The following is a 17905-nucleotide window of genomic DNA, read 5'->3' on the forward strand; positions in this document are numbered from 1 at the left end:
TCGATCGGGCGGTCGGGTCGCACAAAAAGCGCCGAGCCACGACGGCGCAGCTCGTGTCACGATGCTCGGCATGTCTGGTCGCGCACTGAGCTTCGGGATGAGAGCGGAAGCATACGAACGCTTCCGGCCGGGGTATCCCGTGGAGCTCTTCGACAGGGTGATGGAGTACGCGGGTCGGCCGATTCGGACTGCCCTCGAGGTCGGCGCCGGGACAGGCAAGGCGACCCGCCTGTTCGCTCGACGGGGAATCGCGGTCACCGCCACCGAGCCCGACGGGGACATGCTCGCCGAGTTGCGCAAGCACGTTCCGGCGAGGGTCAGGACGGTGCGAGCCGCGTTCGAGGACTTGCGACCGGGCGAAAGCTACGGGCTGGTGTATGCGGCGGCGGCGCTGCATTGGACGAACCCGGAGGGTCGGTGGTCACGCACGGCCGCGCTGCTGGAGCCGGGTGGCGTGTTCGCCTCGTTCGGTGGACCGGTGCAACCGGCCGACCCCGCCGTGGAGGAAGCCGTTCGAGCGGCCCGAGCACCGTTCTTGGAAAGCGACGAGGTTCCGTCCCCGGACGGGACACCTCCGGAGCATGACATGCAGTGGCCGGGTACGGAGCTGCAACGCTCCGAGTGGTTCACCGATGTTCGGCAGTCCATGATCAGACGGCGCTTGACGATGAGTGCTCGCGACTACATCGGCCAACTCTCGACCATATCGGCCTATCTGATATTGCCGGCCTCGGAGCAGGAGCAGGTTTTTCGGCAGATCATGCGGGTTCTGCCCGAGACGGTGGAGATAGCCGCCGACATCACCCTTCATCTCGCCCGTCGGCGCTACGCGCAGTAGCGCCGACAGAACCGGACGTCCGCCTTGGTGACCGGTCATCCTTCCGGACCGTCCGCGGAAGCGATCGCGGCATCCGCCGGGGGCTGGCACGGATTCGGACATGTGGATTCAGACATGCAGGGTGGGGCGGTAGACGAGTTCTTGGATGTGCCCGTCGAGTGTCCGGTGCTCGATCAGTTCGAGGTCGAAGTCGGCCGCGCCCCGGAAGATCGGGTCCAGCCCGGTCCGACCGGTGATCACGGGGAAGAGCGTCACCTGGACGCGGTCGACCAGACCGGCGGCCATCAGCGCCCGGTTCATCGACAGGCTGCCGTGCGAGCGCAACGGTACGTCCGACTCCGCCTTGAGCCGGGCGACGACATCGACGGCGTCGCCGCTCACCACGGTCGCGTCCGGCCAGTCGAGGGATCCTTCCAAGGTGGTCGACACCACCGTCGCGGGCAGGCTCCTCATCCGCGTGACCCACGGGTCACGCACCTCGGACTCCTCGGTACTCGATGCCCACATGCGCGCGAACGCCCGGTACGTGTTGGCCCCGAACACCATCCGCTGGTCCTCGCCGTAGAGGGCGAACCGGTGGTCGAGAAGCTCGGGACCCTGCTTGCCCCAGTAGCCGGTCCAGTCGCCGCCGGCCGCGCCGAAGCCGTCGAGGCTGGAAAAGACGTCGAAGGTGTAGGTGGCGGTCATGACGCTCTCCTCGAGTGCGGTTGATCGCGTGTCGGAAATGGAGACCGGCGGCAACGGCGAAACTCATCGCCCCACCGCACGCACCACCGGCCGTGCCGAGGTAGACACCGGAACCGCACCGGTTCCCCGTCGCTCCCACCCTCACTCCCGGCATCGCCGGAGATCAGGGCCGGTCGCACCGCAGGCGGGTCAGTGGGGCACACCGAGGCCGTCGAGGACGATCCGCAGGACCCGGTCGACGGCTTCGCCCTCGTCGGGCGTCGCCACGTGGGCGAGGGCTCGGACCAGGGTGGACACGTCGTCGACGGTGGCGTCCGGGCGGGCGGCGCCGGCGGCCTGGGCGCGTTCGAGGACCGGTCGGATCGCGTCGAGGAAGCTGTGTGCCGCTGCGTCGACCGCCGGCCCGGACCGGTGATGACGATTGTGGTCGAGGGCGTCGAGCGGGGAGTGCGAAAGCCCGTGTCTTGAGTCACCGCCACGATCGCGACGGCAAGGACGCGCCGCGCCACGGGTGCCGGGTCGGGCCGGGCCGCGTTCCGCGCCTCACGACGGCGGCGGCCGACCCAAAGTCGACCGGTACGCGGCGCGGCGCCGACCGTCCCGAGCCTCGTATTGCCATGCGCCTGTTGTCGTGTCGGTGTGACCGGTCATGATGTCGGGGGCCGTCGTTGCTGCGACCGGCCATGTTCGCCGCAGGGTGGTGGACACGTCGGCCCGGCCTCCGTCACCGGGGGTCGGGCCGACGTTCAAGGAGCAGGACTCGGGAATCGGGCAACCGGTCCAGGTGCGCGCGGTTGCGGAATCCCCGTGCGCAACGTGCCGTGCGGCGGGCCGCGGAACGCGAGACGGTGCGCTGGGTGATGGGGGCACGGATCATCGGTCACCGATCACCGGCGAAAGAGTTCGGGCGAACCCTCGACGTCACGACCGCCGGCGACTCGCGCGGGATTTCGGTTGTACGAAGTCACTTCTCGGATGCGAGTCACCTCGGTGGTGGCCGGCTCGGTGGCGGGCTTGGTAGTGCCGACCTCGGGTCACAGGCCCGCGTCGGCCAGGTCGGGGTTGTCGGCGTGGTTGCGGCGGGCGTCGAGTTCGTCCTGGGCCAGGCGGAGGAGGCGCTGGCCGGTGCGTTCGCTGACGCCGAGGCTGCGGCCCACGGCGGCGCCGGTCAGGTCGGCTTCGGCGGCGAGGAGGGCGGCGAGGCTGAGGACTCGGGGGTCGCGGCGGGCGGCGGTGGTGAGTGCCGCGCCGTCGGCGACGCGACCCTGGAGTGCGATGTCGTAGTCGATGGAGGCGGCGGAAGACGATTCGATCGGGTCGCGGGCGGGCGGCTCCGACGGCGTGTCGGGTGTCGCCGGTGCCGGCGCGGAATTGGCGTCACCGGCCGCCGACTCGGCCGGAGACGACCGGCGTGACGGTGTGACGTCGGGTTCCGCGCGGCGGTCGGCGGGCGTGGCGGGCATGTCCGGCAGTGTCGGTTCCGATGGCGGCCGGTGTGCGCCGCTGCCGGAATCGGCGATGGGCGCCATGTCGCCTGTCCGGCCGCGTGGCGCCGCCACGGCGGATGTCGGGTCGCCGGGCGCCGCCGTGTCGGGGTCGCTGTCGTGTCGGGTGGCCCGCCCGTGGCGGGTGGCACGAGCCGGCACGGGTGTCGCCCCCGTACCGGACCCGCTCGCCGCCATGTCGGGTCGCACCGCTCCCGACGCGCTCACGGCGCCGGCGGCATCGCGCGGCCGGCGGCCAGGGACGTCGGGCGAACCGGCACCCGCGTCCGGGGACGAACCCGCCATTGCGGGCGACCCGGCGGCGCCGACCTCGTACCTGTTCGGAGCGGCCGGCGACATGCCCGACGGGGCAGGTTGCGGAGTCCCCTCCCAGCGCACCTCGGCCGTCGCGCGATGGTGCAGGTCACCGACCTCCCACGACCGGCCATCCACCTCCGCACGCACGCCGGCATCGGGCAGTCGCCCCTCGGAGGCCACCGCGTCGAACCCACGCCCTCCCCCGACACCCGGACCCGGGCCCAACACCGAACCCGACCCCGAACTCGCCCCCGAACCCGACGACTCGCCACCGGCATCCCGCCTCGAGGCGACAGGACGCGTGCCGGCGACACCCGACACGCGGTCCGGCTCCAGGTCCTCGGACCAAGCGCCCGCCATGTGGTGACGCCTACCTCCGCCACCGAACGACTCGGGCCCCGCCATCGTGTCGGCCCCCACCACGGCACCCGACACGTCCGCGTCCGCATCCGCAACATGCCGACGCGCACCCGCCACCGTGCCCCGAGGTGCGGCCGTGTCGCCGGACACCTCGGCTTCCGCGACGTGGCGGCGCGTACTCGCGGACTCCGGCCACGTCCCGAGTTCGTCGCCGTACACGCCTTCGCCACCGGACGACCCGACCTGTGCCTCGTGGGGCGCGTACGCGTCGCCGTACGCATTCGTCCCCGCCAAGTGCCGACCGTCATCCGCAGGTTCCGGCCCGCTCCCCGGCTCGTACGCACCGACAACGGCCGACAGGTGCGGCTCACCTCCGCGCGGCCCGGCCATGGCGCCCGACTCGCGGTGGCCCGCGCCGGGCGCGGGCGGCCCGATCCGCGCACCGGGAGGCAAGCCCTCGCCGTCCGGCGGCGTCGCCATCTCGGGGGCCCAGCTCACGGCGGCCGGTGCGGACTCCGCCGCACCTTCGCGACCTGCGCCGAAGTCGGGCTGTGCGGCCGCCGGACCCGGGGGACGCTCGTACCGAGGTCCGTGCCCGCTCGGCGAGTCTCCGCTCACGCCTCGGGTCCGATCTCGGTCATCCGAATCCCCGTCGCCCGCCTCCGCCCGACGCGGCTCGGCGGCTCGCGGCGCCCCGCCCCCGGTGCCCGGCGACCGGGTCGAGCCCCCGGCGCCCGCCGAAGCCATCGCCGCTTCCCGGGAGCGGCCTTCCGGGCCGCGCGGCCCGTTCGGCGTGCCTCGGGTCGCCGCACCGCCGGCACCGAGAGTCGCCGGACCCGAGGCCCTCGGCAACCGGGCCCCTGCCCCTCGGCCCGACTCGCCGCCGCCCGGCCAGGTGGCCACCACACCGTCACGCGGGTCCCCGGCATGGGCCGACCCGACCGTCCCGCCGACGAGCAGGTCGCCGGTCCCCGACCACCCGATCCTCGTCCCCTGCTGCTCCATCTCCGCGTCTCCCCCGACCGCGGACGAGGACGAAGCCGCAGCCGCGCCACGGCCCGAGCCGTTCGCCCCCGGCGACGCGGCAGTCGTGGCGCGCTGCAAAGGCTCGTCCCCCGACGATCCGCCGTCCATGGACGAAAACCCGGCCTCCGGCTGAGCGCCCGCGCCGGCGGAGACCGCGACGCCGGCAACCCGGCGCGTGGCGGTCGGATACGGGTGCGCTTCGCCGGCCTGCGGGTGCGTGGGACCCGTGCCGAGGTGCGGCCGGCCGCCGCGCTGCCGGGGGATGGCGGTGGCGTCCGGTGCGGGCCAGGTCATGTTCGCGAGCCGACCTACGTCGACCAGGATGCGCAGTTGCGGCAGGACGGCGGCCTCCACCTCGGCATCGGCCAACCGGACGCGCGCCGCCGTACGCTGCGCGAACGCCTCGGCCCGACGGTACCTGCGCTCGGTCCCGCGCTTGGGGCGGGAGACGCCCCCGTCCACCAGTGCCGCACGGGCCTCGGTGGCCTGGCGCAGGCGGTACAACGCGCGTGCCGCGCGGCGCTCACGGACACGTTCGGTCGCGTCGGCCGCGCCGAGGTGTTCGTCACCCGCCAGCTCGGCCAGGACCAGGACACGTTCGATCGGGTGCAGCCAGCGGATCAACCCGATCCGGCGATCGGCGCGTTCGGTCCGTGCGTGCCGCTCCTCGGCCAGGCCCAGCTCCCACAACACCGCCGCGATCGGCGCCCAGATGCCGAGCGCGAACGCCTCGCCGAGGTTGTCGCCCTCGCTGGCCGACATCGACGCGGACAACAACGCCAGGACCCACACCAGGGCCCCCGACAGACCCGCCGCGGCGCCCCGCGACGCCCGCCGGCGCGCTCGAAGCGCACACACCACGGCTGCGAAGTCCAGCGCGACGAACGGCAGATACGCCCACGGGCCGTGCAGTCCCATGACGTCCCGGCCGAACTTGCCGAGTTGGGCCGCCGACAGGCCCGCCGCGGCTGCCGCGACCGCCGCCGTCAGCAGGTCCTCGACTCGCCTCCCGCGCCGGTCCCGGGTCGCGGAGCGGTCGCTCTCCAACGCCTTGCGGGCCTCCTCCGGCAGGGCCGCGACGCGGGCGCGTTCGGCGATCGCGCGGCGGCGGGCGCGTTCGATGAGGACGATCGAGGCCAGCACGACGAGGGCTCCGGCCAGGTAGGGCCAGTGCCGGGACCAGTCCCAGCGCGCGAGGTCCAGCATGTCTGCGACAACTCCTTCGTCCCGCGCGCGAGGCACGGGTCCGAGTCGGGAAGTGCTCGTTTCGGTGGGTGGTTCGGGCCGCGGAGAAGCGAACGCCGGGTGGGCGATCCGACGGTCGGTGGGGGCTTCCCTCGGCGGCGGCGTCCTTCGGCCGGAGACTGGATTGCGGGTGAGGGACCGTCCTTCGGTGGAGGAGGCTACCTGCGCGGTGGAGGAACCCGGCTTCGCGGTACGCGGCTCGGCCTTCGGCGGCCGCTCCGACGTCCGGTCGGTGATCCGCGGTCACCTTCCGGAGCCACCCTTCGACAAGTCACCCTTCGAGATGTCACCTTCCGGGAAGTGACCTGCCGAAGCGGTCGGTGACAGGTGATCCACCACCGGGAACGATCCGATCAGGTGCCGCAGACATCCGCTCCGCCGACCCCGGGCCGGCATCCGCGCGTACGCCGGCCCGGCCGCGCGCCCGTCGCGTCGGCGGGACGCACGCACCGGCGGCCCTCCACCGCCGAGCACGCCCGGCCCGCCCCACGCGCTTGCCTCGTACTCGCGGCAAACGCGGAACACGAGAGGCGGAAGGCGGACAGCCGGCGGTCGGCGGTCGGCGGCCGGCGGCCGTACGCGGAAGGCACCCGCCCACGTGCGACGAAGGCAGGGCCGCCGAGTCCCGAAGGAGCACAGACACACCCCGGCGCATCGCAACGCACGTACGAGCGACCGCCCGGCCGCAACGACTCACCAAGTGAGTCCAATTGGACTCACCCGACGCCCATGCTCCGGCGGCGCGCAGCGTCTACGCGGACACCGCGCTCCGGTCCGCGCTCGATCCCGACCCCGCGTCGCCGTCCGGACGACCCGCGACTTCGGCTGCGCCCGGACCACCGGCACGGCCTTCGGCGTCGCCCTCGGCAAGCTCCAGCCGTGCCCGTGCCACCTGACGCTCCAGCTCGTCGAGGTAGGCCACCGCCGCCGCCCGATCCTGCCTGGCCAGCGTGCTCAGCCAGCGACGCGGAATGGTGTCCGCGGCCTTGGCCGTGTAGTCGACCACCCGGTCGCCGTCGGGCTCCGGCTCGATGCCGAGCGAGGCGAGGTAGCCGCGGACCTGCTCGACCGCGGCAGCCGGGGAGAACGCCTCGCCGACCGCCGCCACCGCGCCGCGCAACACCGCCGCCGTCAGCGGTACGGCTTCCGCCTCGGCGACCGTGCGGTACACCGTCACGGCAGCCTCGTTCCCGTATCGGCCCGCGAGCGGCACGAGTTCACGGACCTGCGCCTCGTTCACCGCCTTGAGGCCAATTGGACTCAATGCCTCCGCGATCGGCCAGGCCTGGATAAGCCGGTCCGCGTACCGGCGTTGCATGTCCCAGCGGTCGAGGCAGTAGTCCTCGAAGGTCTCGTAGCGGGTGCGGTACAGCCGCGCGTCGCGGACGATCTGCAATGCCTTGCCCGCTGCCCAGAACGCCACCCGCAAGGTCTCGATCGCGGCCTCGCACGCGGCCAGTTGTCGCTGTTCGTCGTCGATCAGGACCGGACTGTCGGACAGCGGCCGAAACGGCGCCGGCAGTTCCTTGGCCATGTCGGCGGCGGTCCGCAGTCGACGCGGCTCGGCGGCCGTCCTGGGAGTACGTTGACGGCCCATCAGATCGCCTGCTCGATCGCGAGGGCGAGCTTGTAGAAGTCCTCGCGGGCACGCAACGCGGTGCCGCTCTCCTTGTATTGGGTGACCACGAGTCCGCCCTCCGCCGCATGGGCGTGGATCTTGTATTTGCGAATCGGCTCCCGGGCCCTCGGGTAGCCGCGTTCGTCTATCCACGCCTCGACCCGGGCCCGGTCGGTCTCGCCGTCGCGCGGGTCCCACAGGTTGACCACCGCGATGTACGGGATCCCACGCGGCTTGAGCACCCGCTCGATCGTGTACTCGCTGGGCGACCAGCTCATGAACTCCGGCGTGATCGGTACCACCGCCAGGTCCGCGACCTCGAGCATGTCCCGCAGGGCGTCCGCCGCCGCGCCGTGCCCGAGCGGGTCGGTGGTGAGTTCGGCCTCGGGGTCGGTGTCCATGAATCCCGGGCTGTCCACGATGATCCGCGCGACCGCGGGATCGGCCTTCAACTCGGCGAGCATGCCGGGCTTGCCCTTGGTGGACATGTAGTCGAACGGCAGGTGTTCCTCGGGGACCCGGTCCGCCCAGTCCTCCATCGACCCCTGCGGGTCGATGCCGCAGGCGACCACGGGCGCGTCGGCATCGGGGTCGAACGGCCCGGTGGGAGTGAAGTTCTGGCCCTCGACGGCGGCCAGGTTCACCGCGATCGTGCTCTTGCCGACACCACCCTTACGGTTGATGACGACCACGACCTTCGCTTTGGGTGGCGAAGTCGCTCTGCGGGCAAGGCTCATCTGGGACCTCCGTTGGCTTCCCCATCACGGGTACTCGGACGCCGCCCAGCATGCCAGAGCCCCGACGGGCAACCCCCCTTCGGGAGGTGCGACACTCCGCGAGGTCGAGCACATCGGTGATTTCGGTCCGATACCGGGCGTTCCCACCCGATCCGACGGCCCGATCACGCGACCGAATCAGGCGACCGAATCAGGCGACCGAATTCATCGTGGCCAACGCCCGCCGCACCGCCGGACGACACCCGCCCGCCTCACCCGTGGAGCACCACCGAGCGGAGCCCACTCCCCGACGGAACGACCGGCGCAACGGCATCGATATAACGGATATAGAAGATCCGTAATAGGATCCAGGCCGCTACACTGCGGAGATGACGTCGCCGCAAGAGTCACCGACGCGACCCGCGACGGGGCGCGTCATCTTCCTGAACGGCACCTCCAGTTCCGGCAAGTCCAGCATCGCGACGGAACTGCTGCGCATCCTCGAACCCTCGCACTACCACCTCCCGGTGGACTCCTTCCACGCCATGCGTTCGAAGCGGCACATCGCGCCGGACCTCGTCCAGGCCGAAATCGACCGCACGGTCAGGGGCTTCCATCGCGCGGTCGCCGGCATGGCCGCCGCCGGGAACCACGTGGTGATGGACCACCTCCTCAGCAAACGTTGGCGCCTGCTCGACTGCCTGGACGTGCTGCCCGCCCGGGACGTGGTGCTGGTCGGGTTGCGCTGCCCACGCGCCGAGTTGCTGCGCCGCGAACAGGCACGCGGGGACCGGCCCTCCGGCCTGGTGGCCCTCCAGTTCGACCGGGTGCACGCGCACGGCGTGTACGACCTCGAATGCGACACACACACCTACAGCTCCGCCGAATGCGCCCGGCAGATCCGCGATTTCCTGCCGAACCGCCCGAGTCCGACCGCCTTCGAGCGGCTACGCCGGATGTTGCTCGACGAGTGAGCCGTGAGGCCGCCCACGGACCCGACCCCGCACCGGAACCGGCCCCGAACCTGCCTCCGACCCGGCCCCCGACCGGCACGCGAACCGGCATCCGACGGCGCTCGAAGCGCCCGCCCGGCGCATCCGATCGCGCCCTCCCGTACGTCCGTACCCCCCGCGTGCCGTCGTGATCATCGGTGCGCCACCGGGCCACGCTTCACGCCTTCTCGATCGTCCGATCGTCGGGAAAACTGCCATATGCACGTCGCGCCGACCGGGCCTCGGCCCGCCCCTGCGGCCGCGTGCGCACACTGCCGCGACCCGGGAGGAACATGTACGACGGGTGCTCGAGACTCGGTCGACCACGCGCGACCGATCCGCGACTACGCCGGCGGACCGGTACTCGAGCGAGGCCGCCCCGTACGTCCTCCGCCGGTGCCGAACTCCCGTCGCCGGTACGGCATGCGCCGATCGCAGACGCCCCGGCACAGCCATGTCGCGCAACCGCGAGCACGCGCCCATCCGCACAGGAGGCACCCGCATAACCGCCACCGACCTCGGCCTGCCCGAGGTGCCCACGCAGGTTCCGATCCGGCGCCGGTCGCGGCGGATCGACGTCGGCGCCGTACCGGTGGGTGACGGGGCGCCGATCAGCGTGCAGACCATGACCACCACCTCGACCGCCGACGTCGACGCCACGCTGCAGCAGATCGCGGAGGTCACCGCCGCCGGCTGCGACATCGTCCGGGTCGCGGTGCCCTCCCAGGACGACGCCGACGCGCTGCCCGCGATCACGGCGCGATCGCCGATTCCGGTGGTCGCGGACATCCACTTCCAGCCGCGCTACGTCTTCCAGGCGATCGACGCGGGTTGCGCGGCGGTACGGGTGAACCCGGGCAACATCCGCCGGTTCGACGACAAGGTCCGGGAGATCGCGACGGCGGCGGGCGCGGCGGGCGTACCGATCCGGATCGGGGTCAACGCCGGCTCGCTCGACCCGCGGGTGCTGGCCCGGCACGGCGGTCGGGCCGACCCCGAGGCGCTGGTCGAATCGGCGCTGTGGGAATGCTCGTTGTTCGAGGAGCACGGCTTCGGTGACCTGAAGATCGCGGTCAAGCACCACGATCCGCGCACGGTGATCGCCGCGTACCGGTTGCTCGCCGCGCGCTGCGACTATCCGCTGCACCTGGGCGTGACCGAGGCCGGGCCCAGCCTCCAGGGCTCGATCAAGTCCGCCGTGGCGTTCGGCATCCTGCTGGCGGAGGGCATCGGCGACACGATCCGGGTGTCGCTGTCCGACTCGCCCACCGAACAGGTCAAGGCCGGCTGCCACATCCTGCAATCCCTCGGGCTGCGTCCGCGCCGACTCGAAATCGTCTCCTGCCCGGGCTGCGGCCGACTCCAGGTGGACATCCACCGCCTGGCCCGCCGGGTCGAGGCGGCCTTCGACGGCTTCCCGATCCCGCTGCGCGTCGCGGTCATGGGCTGTGTCGTGAACGGCCCCGGCGAATCCCGCGAAGCGGACATCGGCGTGTCCTCCGGCAACGGCAAGGGTCAAATCTTCGTCCGAGGCCAAATCGTGAAAACCGTCCCCGAATCCCGGATCGTCGAAGCCCTCCTCGAAGCCGCCCAATCGCTCACGCTCCCACCCCCATAACCCCGCACCCTTCGGTCGCCCCGTTCGCGTGCCGGGGTCGCGCCTGCCCGGTAGCGTCTCGGTGCGCGGTGTGGGTGGGGTGGGCACGTCGAACGGCGCGCGGGGGGTCCTCGCGCCGGCCCGGTGTCCGCACCACCCGGGCGCGCCGGGGCGGGAGCGCGACGGTGGGCGTCGGTGGCCCGTGACGCCCCCGCACCCCGCGCTCCCACCCCCGCATGCACAGGGCTTGCGTGATTATGCAAAATGATGACGTTGGTCGTACTAGTCTTGCGCGCATGGTGCGTCGACTTGCTGAGGTTGCGAAGAAGGTTGGAGTGAGCGAGGCGACGGTCAGTCGCGTGCTCAATGGAAAGCCGGGGGTGTCGGAGGGGACCCGGGCCGCGGTGCTGACCGCGTTGGACGTGATGGGGTACGAGCGACCCACCCAACTGCGCGGCGAGCGAGCGCGGTTGGTCGGATTGGTGTTGCCGGAGTTGCAGAATCCGATCTTCCCGGCGCTGGCCGAGATCGTGGTCGGCGCACTCGCGCAACGCGGGTTCACGCCCGTGCTGTGCACCCAGACGGCCGGCGGGGTGACCGAGGCCGACTATGTCGAGATGCTGCTCGACCAGGCCGTTTCCGGGGTGATCTTCTTCGGTGGCATGTACGCGCAGGCCGATTCGCCGCACGGCCACTACGCCCGCCTGGCCGAGCGCAACCTGCCCACCGTGTTGATGAACGCGGCCGTGGACAACCTCGACTTCCCGCGCGTGAGCTGCGACGACGCGGCCGCCGCCGAGCAGGCGATCGCACATCTGACGGCGCTGGGCCACGACCGGATCGGGATGATCCTCGGCCCGCCGGACCACGTGCCCTCCAACCGCAAACTGGCCGCGGCCCGGCTCGCCGTACACCTCCCCGAGGACCGGATCGAACACGCCCTGTTCTCCCCCGAGGGCGGCCAGGCCGCCGCCACCCGGCTGATCAATCGCGGCATCACCGCGCTCGTGTGCGCCAGCGACCCGCTCGCGCTCGGCGCGGTGAGGGCCGTGCGCCGCCTGGGACTTCACGTTCCGGGCGATGTGTCGATCGTCGGCTACGACGACTCCGCGCTGATGTCGGCCACCGACCCGCCGCTGAGCACCGTACGCCAGCCGATCGAGCTGATGGGCCGGGCCGCGGTCGAGTTGCTGATGGCCGAGATCGCCGGTACCCGGGTCACCCACGACGAGCTGTTGTTCGAGCCGGAGTTGGTGCTGCGCAAGTCGTCGGGACCGGTTCCGGCGGCGGGCCGAAACACCCCCGACGACCGCTCCACCGGGCCCACCACCAACTGAAAGGCAGCATTCTGCAAGGTGCCATCGAACGAACCACCGATCCCTGTCGCTAATTTGCGAAATCTCGTCGACATCTTGTAGCGCCATGGTTCCCCGTGGTTGAGTGTGCAGCGCCACGCAGGGTCCGGATCGCACCTTCCCGGACGTCTGCGCCTGTTCGTTCCATCGTCGGGTTCCATCGAGTACCGACCGAGATCCGCACGGCCGCCTCCGGGCCATCTCGTGCTGCCCGCAAACCCCCCGCGGGCAGCCGACGACCTGCCGGCCGACGGGTCCCCACGGTCAGGAGGGCTCTTCAGATGCGCCAGATACGTGAAACCCGTCGCGCACGTCGGCTGCGCGACACCACGCCCAGGTACCGCAGATCCTCCGCCGTCCTCGTCGCCGCCGGTCTCCTGTTCGCCGGGGTCGCCTGCTCGGACGACTCCGGCGACAAGGCGGACAACGCCAAGGCCGACCCCTCTGGCGCCGCGAACACCACCGCGACCGGCGGCGGCAAGAAGGTCTCGATCACGGTCAACTGCAAGCCGCCGCGCACCGCCGAGGTCGACCGCAAGCAGTGGGAACAGGACGTGGCCACCTTCGAGAAGGCCAACCCGAACATCAAGATCGAGTCCAAGGACGCGTTTCCCTGCTCGGACCCGACCACGTTCGAGGCCAAGCTGTCCGGGGGTCGGATGGAAGACCTGTTCTACGTCAACTACACCAACGTGCAGACCGTGCTGGCCCGCGGCGGCGCGGCCGACATCAGCGCCCACATGGACAAGCTCGTCGCGGGCAAGGAACTTCGCCCCGACCTGGTGAAGTACTTCCAGGACGCCGGCGGCAAGACCTTCGGCGTACCGCGCACGAACTACTCGATGGGCCTGGTCTACAACCGCGCGCTGTTCACCAAGGCCGGCCTGGACCCGAACAAACCGCCGGCCACGTGGGACGAGGTCCGTGCCGCGGCCAAGAAGATCGCCGACAGCGGCGGCGGCGCGGTCGGCTACGCCGACTACAGCGCGAGCAACCAGGGCGGCTGGCACTTCGTCGCCGAGTTGTACTCGCGCGGCGGCACGGCGGTGTCCGCCGACGGCAAGTCCGGCACCGTGAACACGCCCGAGGGCAAGGCCGTCCTACAGACGCTGCACGACATGCGCTGGACGGACAACAGCATGGGCAGCAAGCAGTTGCTGACCATCGCGGACGTCCAGCAGATGATGGGCAGCGGTCGGCTGGGCATGTTCCTGGCCGCGCCCGACAACATCCCCACCATCGTCAACGAGTTCGGCGGCAAGCTCGCCGACCTGGGCATCGCGCCGATGCCGGAGGGCAAGGGCACCCTGGCCGGCGGAGACGGCTACATGTTCAACAAGAAGTGCACCCCCGAGCAGATCGAGGCGGGCCTGAAGTGGCTCGACTTCCTCGCGCTCACCCCGGGCAAGGGCCTGAACGACTGGGCCCGGGGCAAGACCGACAAGGAGCCGGTCGGACTGCCCGAGCCGGCCATCTGGACCGGCGGCGCCGCGAAGTCCAACGTCGACCTCAAGGCGGCCAACGCGAACCTGCCGGTGGAGAACTACGCGAGCTTCGCCGGCGCCACCGTCCCCGCGATCGCCGAACCCCCGAACGGCCAGCAGATCTACTCGATCCTGGACGGCGTGGTCTCCAGCGTGCTGACCAAGAAGGACGCCGACCTGGACAAGCTGCTCGGCGACGCGAACAGCAAGATCACCCAGCAACTGGCCAAGTAGCCCCGGCCCGCGAGCAGCGGTCACCACCGGGCCCTGTCCGCGCGCCCGACGGGCCGGCCGGGACACCACCCCAGCCCCGGCCCGCCCCCGGCGCTCGGCCCGCTGCCCGCACACCCCCGACACCCGGCCACCCCGGCCCACCTGCCCACCTGCCCACCTGCCCACCAGCCCACCAGCGGCACCGGCACAAGCAGCGGCAGCGGCAGCGGCAGCGGCGACAAGCGACAGCAGCGAGGGAGCGCACGCCATGACAACCACGGTCGCGGTCTCCAAGCCGGACCCCCCGGGCCGGACCCGATGGCGACCGGGCGGCTCCCGAACCGGCCCCCGAGGCGGCCCCGCCTCCCACTCCCAGGGCCGAACCCGTCTACGCCGCACGATCACCGCCAACCTCACCGCCTACGGATTCCTCGCCGGCGGCCTGCTCTGCTTCGCGCTGTTCTCCTGGTATCCGGCGATCCGGGCCATCCAACTGTCCTTCCAACGCACCGGCGGCCGGGCCGACGCGGGCACCGAGTGGGTGGGGTTCGACAACTTCACCACCGTCCTCCACGACCCCGAGTTCGCCGCCGCCTGGCGCAACACCTTCTACTTCACCGGGCTGGCCCTGGTGATCGGCTTCGTGGTGCCGTTCGTACTGGCCCTGCTGATCAACGAGATGCGGCACGCCCGGGCGTTCTTCCGACTCGCGGTCTACCTGCCGGTGATGATCCCGCCGGTGGTCACCGCGCTGATGTGGAAATGGTTCTTCGACCCGGGACCGGGCCTGTTCAACGAGGTGCTCCGCGCCGCGCACCTGCCCACCTCGACCTGGACCAACGGCGAGGACACCGCGATGATCTCGCTGGTCCTGGTCGCCACCTGGGCCAACATGGGCGGCACGGTGCTGATCTACCTCGCCGCGCTCCAGGGCATCCCCGGCGAGTTGTACGAGGCGGCCGAACTGGACGGCGCGAACCTGTGGCAGCGCATCCGGCACGTGACCGTCCCGCAGACCCGGTTCATCATCCTGATGCTGATGCTCCTGCAGATCATCGCCACGATGCAGGTGTTCGTCGAACCGTTCGTGATCACCGGCGGCGGACCCGGCGACTCCACCATCACCGTGCTGTACCTGATCTACAAATACGCGTTCGTCTACAGCGACTACGGAAGCGCGTGCGCGCTCAGCGTGCTGCTGCTGATCCTGCTCGCGGCGTTCTCCGCGCTGTACCTGCGGTTGACCCGGACGAAGGACTAGGGGGCCGGCGATGACGACCACGATCGGATCCGACGGCGGGCGCGCCGGCGCATGGGCGGAGCGCGCGGCGGAACGCTCCCGACGCCGGGCCGGCGCCCAGGTACGCACCCTCGTCTCGCCGATGCGGATGCGCAGCAAGCGAGGCAGGATCACCTACTGGGTGGTCTTCGCGCTCACCCTGGCGGGCTTCACCGCCGCGTTCCTGTTCCCCATCTATTGGATGGTCACCGGAGCGTTCAAGTCCCCCGACGAGATGTTGCAGAGCCCGCCGACCTACGTGCCGAAGGAATGGCACGCGGACAACTACGCCGAGGCGTGGCGCCGGATGGACCTGGCCCGCTACCTCGAGAACACCGCGCTCCAGGCGGGAGGCGCGTGGTTCTTCCAGATCGTGCTGTGCACGACGGCGGCGTACGCGCTGTCCAAACTCAAGCCGGTGTTCGGGCAGATCGTGCTCGGCGCGATCCTGGCCACGCTGATGGTGCCCGCGTCCGCGCTGCTCGTACCCAAGTACCTGACCGCGATCGACGTGCCATTCGTCGGCACCAACCTGCTCAACACCCCGTGGGCGATCTGGCTGCCGTCGGTGGCCAACGCGTTCAACCTGTACCTGCTCAAGCGCTTCTTCGACCAGTTGCCCGACGACGTGTTGGAGGCCGCGTCGATCGACGGCGCCGGACCGCTGCGGACCCTGTGGTACATCGTGCTGCCGATGTCGCGGCCGGTGCTCGGGGTGGTGTCGATCTTCGCGGTGGTCGCGGTCTGGCAGGACTTCCTGTGGCCGCTGCTGGTCTTCCCGGACACCGACAAGCAGCCGATCAGCGTCGCGCTGGTGCAACTGTCCGCGAGTCTGCCGCTGACCTACCTGATCGGCGCGATGGTGATCGCGAGCATCCCGATGGTGGCCGTCTTCCTGGTCTTCCAGCGGCACATCATCGCCGGGATCAGCGCGGGCGGCGTCAAGGAGTAGACCTCCTCTCCCCCTCGCCCGTACCTCCTCTCCTCCTCTTCCCTTCCCCTCCCACCGAAAGGAACGCCGACGTGGCAGAGCACGGCCGACAGGGAGCACAGGCGGCACCGTGGTGGCGCGGCGCGGTGATCTACCAGGTGTACCCGCGCAGCTTCGCCGACGGCGACGGCGACGGAACCGGGGACCTGGCCGGTGTGCGCGAGCGGCTGCCGTACCTGGCCGAATTGGGCGTGGACGCGCTGTGGTTCAGCCCCTGGTATCCCTCGCCGATGGCCGACGGCGGATACGACGTGGCCGACTATCGGGGCGTGGCAGCGGAGTTCGGCACCCTGGCCGGGGCGGAGAAGCTGATCACCGACGCGCTGGAGTTGGGCATCCGCACCATCGTGGACATCGTGCCCAACCACGTCTCCAGCGAGCATCCGTGGTTTCGGGCGGCGATCGCCGACCCGACGGCACCCGAACGCGAGCTGTTCTGGTTTCGGCCCGGACGCGGCGAGCACGGCGAACTGCCGCCGAACAACTGGGTGTCCGAGTTCCACGGTTCGGCCTGGACCCGGTCCGGCGACCCGGACGGCACGCCCGGCGACTGGTACCTCAACCTGTTCGACTCGCGCCAGCCCGACCTCAACTGGGCCCACCCGCGCGTTCGCGCGGAACACGAGGAGGTACTGCGCTTCTGGTTCGACCGGGGCGCCTCCGGGGTGCGGATCGACTCGGCGGCGCTCCTGGAGAAGGATCCGGCGCTGCCCGACCTGGACCCGGACTCGACCGGCCCGCACCCCTACGTCGACCTGGACGGGCTGCACGCCATCTACCGTTCGTGGCGCGCGATCGCCGACTCGTACCCGGATCCGCGCGCGCTGATCGGCGAGATCTGGCTGCCGGACACCGAGCGCTTCGCGCGCTACCTGCGACCGGACGAGTTGCACACCGCGTTCAACTTCGACTTCCTGTCCTGCCCGTGGGAACCCGGCCGACTGCGCGCCTCGATCGAGGACACCCTGGCCGCGCACGCCCCGGTGTCCGCGCCCGCGACCTGGGTACTGGCCAACCACGACGTGACCCGGACGGTAACCCGGTACGGCCGCGCGGACACCTCGTTCCACTTCGCGACCAAGGCGCGCGGCGTACCGACCGACCCGGCACTGGGCACCCGCCGGGCCCGGGCGGCGGCGCTGCTCACCCTCGCGCTGCCCGGCGCGGTCTACATCTACCAGGGCGAGGAGTTGGGGCTGCCCGAGGTGGAGGACATCCCGGTGGCGGCGTTGCAGGACCCGATGGCCCTGCGCTCGGGCGGCACCTCGCCGGGCCGGGACGGCTGCCGGGTACCACTGCCCTGGTCGGGGGACGCACCGCCGTACGGCTTCAGCCCGGCACGCGCGTCGGGGCCGCCGTGGCTGCCGCAGCCGGCCGACTGGGCCGACCGGACCGCCGAGGCACAGAGCGGCGACCCGGACTCGATGCTGACCCTGTACCGGACCGCGATCCGGCTGCGCCGTGCGGAATCGGCGCTCGGCGACGGCGAACTGACCTGGTTGCCGGGGGCGCCGGCGCAGGTGATCGCGTTCACCCGGGGCGACCGGTTCGCGTGTGTGGTCAACCTGGGCCGGGATCCGGTGGAGCTTCCCGAACACGCCGAACCGCTGCTGACGAGTGGGCCATTGACCGACGACGGCCGGCTCGGATCGGACACCGCGGCTTGGTTGCGATGGTGACGGAGGGCCCGGGCGTCGGTGCT

The 17905-nt window shown here is 71.3% G+C and carries 12 protein-coding genes and 1 pseudogene; 8 read left to right on the forward strand and 5 right to left on the reverse strand.

Going from position 1 to position 17905, the window contains the following annotated elements; genetic code table 11:
* Positions 1-160: 160 nt before the first annotated feature.
* Positions 161-838 (forward strand): class I SAM-dependent methyltransferase, encoded by a 678-nt coding sequence (locus tag ACIBSV_RS02305; protein WP_395859319.1) that lies wholly within the window; start codon positions 161-163, stop codon positions 836-838.
* Between the two features lie 108 nt (positions 839-946).
* Here ACIBSV_RS02305 and ACIBSV_RS02310 read toward each other — a convergent pair whose 3' ends face one another.
* The 5 genes and pseudogenes from ACIBSV_RS02310 to ACIBSV_RS02330 all read right to left on the reverse strand — a co-directional run bounded on the left by ACIBSV_RS02310 (position 947) and on the right by ACIBSV_RS02330 (position 8268).
* Positions 947-1525, reverse strand: coding sequence for a dihydrofolate reductase family protein (locus ACIBSV_RS02310; protein ID WP_395859011.1), 579 nt, complete (start codon positions 1523-1525; stop codon positions 947-949).
* A 189-nt stretch (positions 1526-1714) separates the two neighbouring features.
* Positions 1715-1951: pseudogene (locus ACIBSV_RS02315) on the reverse strand (hypothetical protein); the annotation flags it as partial.
* Between the two features lie 608 nt (positions 1952-2559).
* A complete protein-coding gene (locus ACIBSV_RS02320) occupies positions 2560-5919 on the reverse strand; it encodes a hypothetical protein (RefSeq protein WP_395859012.1) in 3360 nt (1119 codons plus the stop codon).
* 790 nt (positions 5920-6709) lie between these two features.
* Positions 6710-7555 carry a hypothetical protein gene (locus tag ACIBSV_RS02325; RefSeq protein ID WP_395859013.1) on the reverse strand — a complete coding sequence of 282 codons (846 nt, stop codon included), beginning with the start codon at positions 7553-7555 and terminating at the stop codon, positions 6710-6712.
* Entirely contained in the window at positions 7555-8268 is a 714-nt protein-coding gene (locus ACIBSV_RS02330) for a ParA family protein (protein ID WP_395859014.1), read from the reverse strand. Before ACIBSV_RS02330 ends, ACIBSV_RS02325 begins: the two co-directional genes overlap by 1 nt.
* A 413-nt stretch (positions 8269-8681) precedes the next feature.
* Here ACIBSV_RS02330 and ACIBSV_RS02335 point away from each other — a divergent pair, with 413 nt between their 5' ends.
* The 7 genes from ACIBSV_RS02335 to ACIBSV_RS02365 all read left to right on the forward strand — a co-directional run bounded on the left by ACIBSV_RS02335 (position 8682) and on the right by ACIBSV_RS02365 (position 17882).
* On the forward strand, positions 8682-9266 hold the full coding sequence (locus tag ACIBSV_RS02335) for a chloramphenicol phosphotransferase CPT family protein (protein WP_395859015.1): 585 nt from the start codon (positions 8682-8684) through the stop codon (positions 9264-9266).
* Between the two features lie 520 nt (positions 9267-9786).
* The gene (ispG, locus tag ACIBSV_RS02340; protein ID WP_395859320.1) at positions 9787-10902 is read left to right on the forward strand and encodes a flavodoxin-dependent (E)-4-hydroxy-3-methylbut-2-enyl-diphosphate synthase; all 1116 of its coding nucleotides are present in this window, start codon (positions 9787-9789) and stop codon (positions 10900-10902) included.
* A 275-nt stretch (positions 10903-11177) separates the two neighbouring features.
* Positions 11178-12218 carry a LacI family DNA-binding transcriptional regulator gene (locus ACIBSV_RS02345; RefSeq protein WP_395859016.1) on the forward strand — a complete coding sequence of 347 codons (1041 nt, stop codon included), beginning with the start codon at positions 11178-11180 and terminating at the stop codon, positions 12216-12218.
* A gap of 299 nt (positions 12219-12517) precedes the next feature.
* Positions 12518-13954, forward strand: coding sequence for an ABC transporter substrate-binding protein (locus tag ACIBSV_RS02350; RefSeq protein WP_395859017.1), 1437 nt, complete (start codon positions 12518-12520; stop codon positions 13952-13954).
* A gap of 247 nt (positions 13955-14201) precedes the next feature.
* Positions 14202-15194, forward strand: coding sequence for a carbohydrate ABC transporter permease (locus ACIBSV_RS02355; RefSeq protein ID WP_395859018.1), 993 nt, complete (start codon positions 14202-14204; stop codon positions 15192-15194).
* Positions 15195-15315: 121 nt separating this feature from the next.
* Positions 15316-16164 (forward strand): carbohydrate ABC transporter permease, encoded by an 849-nt coding sequence (locus tag ACIBSV_RS02360; protein ID WP_395859321.1) that lies wholly within the window; start codon positions 15316-15318, stop codon positions 16162-16164.
* 71 nt (positions 16165-16235) lie between these two features.
* Positions 16236-17882 carry a glycoside hydrolase family 13 protein gene (locus ACIBSV_RS02365; RefSeq protein WP_395859019.1) on the forward strand — a complete coding sequence of 549 codons (1647 nt, stop codon included), beginning with the start codon at positions 16236-16238 and terminating at the stop codon, positions 17880-17882.
* The last annotated feature ends 23 nt before the right edge of the window (positions 17883-17905 follow it).

Origin of the sequence: Embleya sp. NPDC050154 (assembly GCF_044460165.1) — a bacterium.
Lineage (GTDB): Bacteria > Actinomycetota > Actinomycetes > Streptomycetales > Streptomycetaceae > Embleya.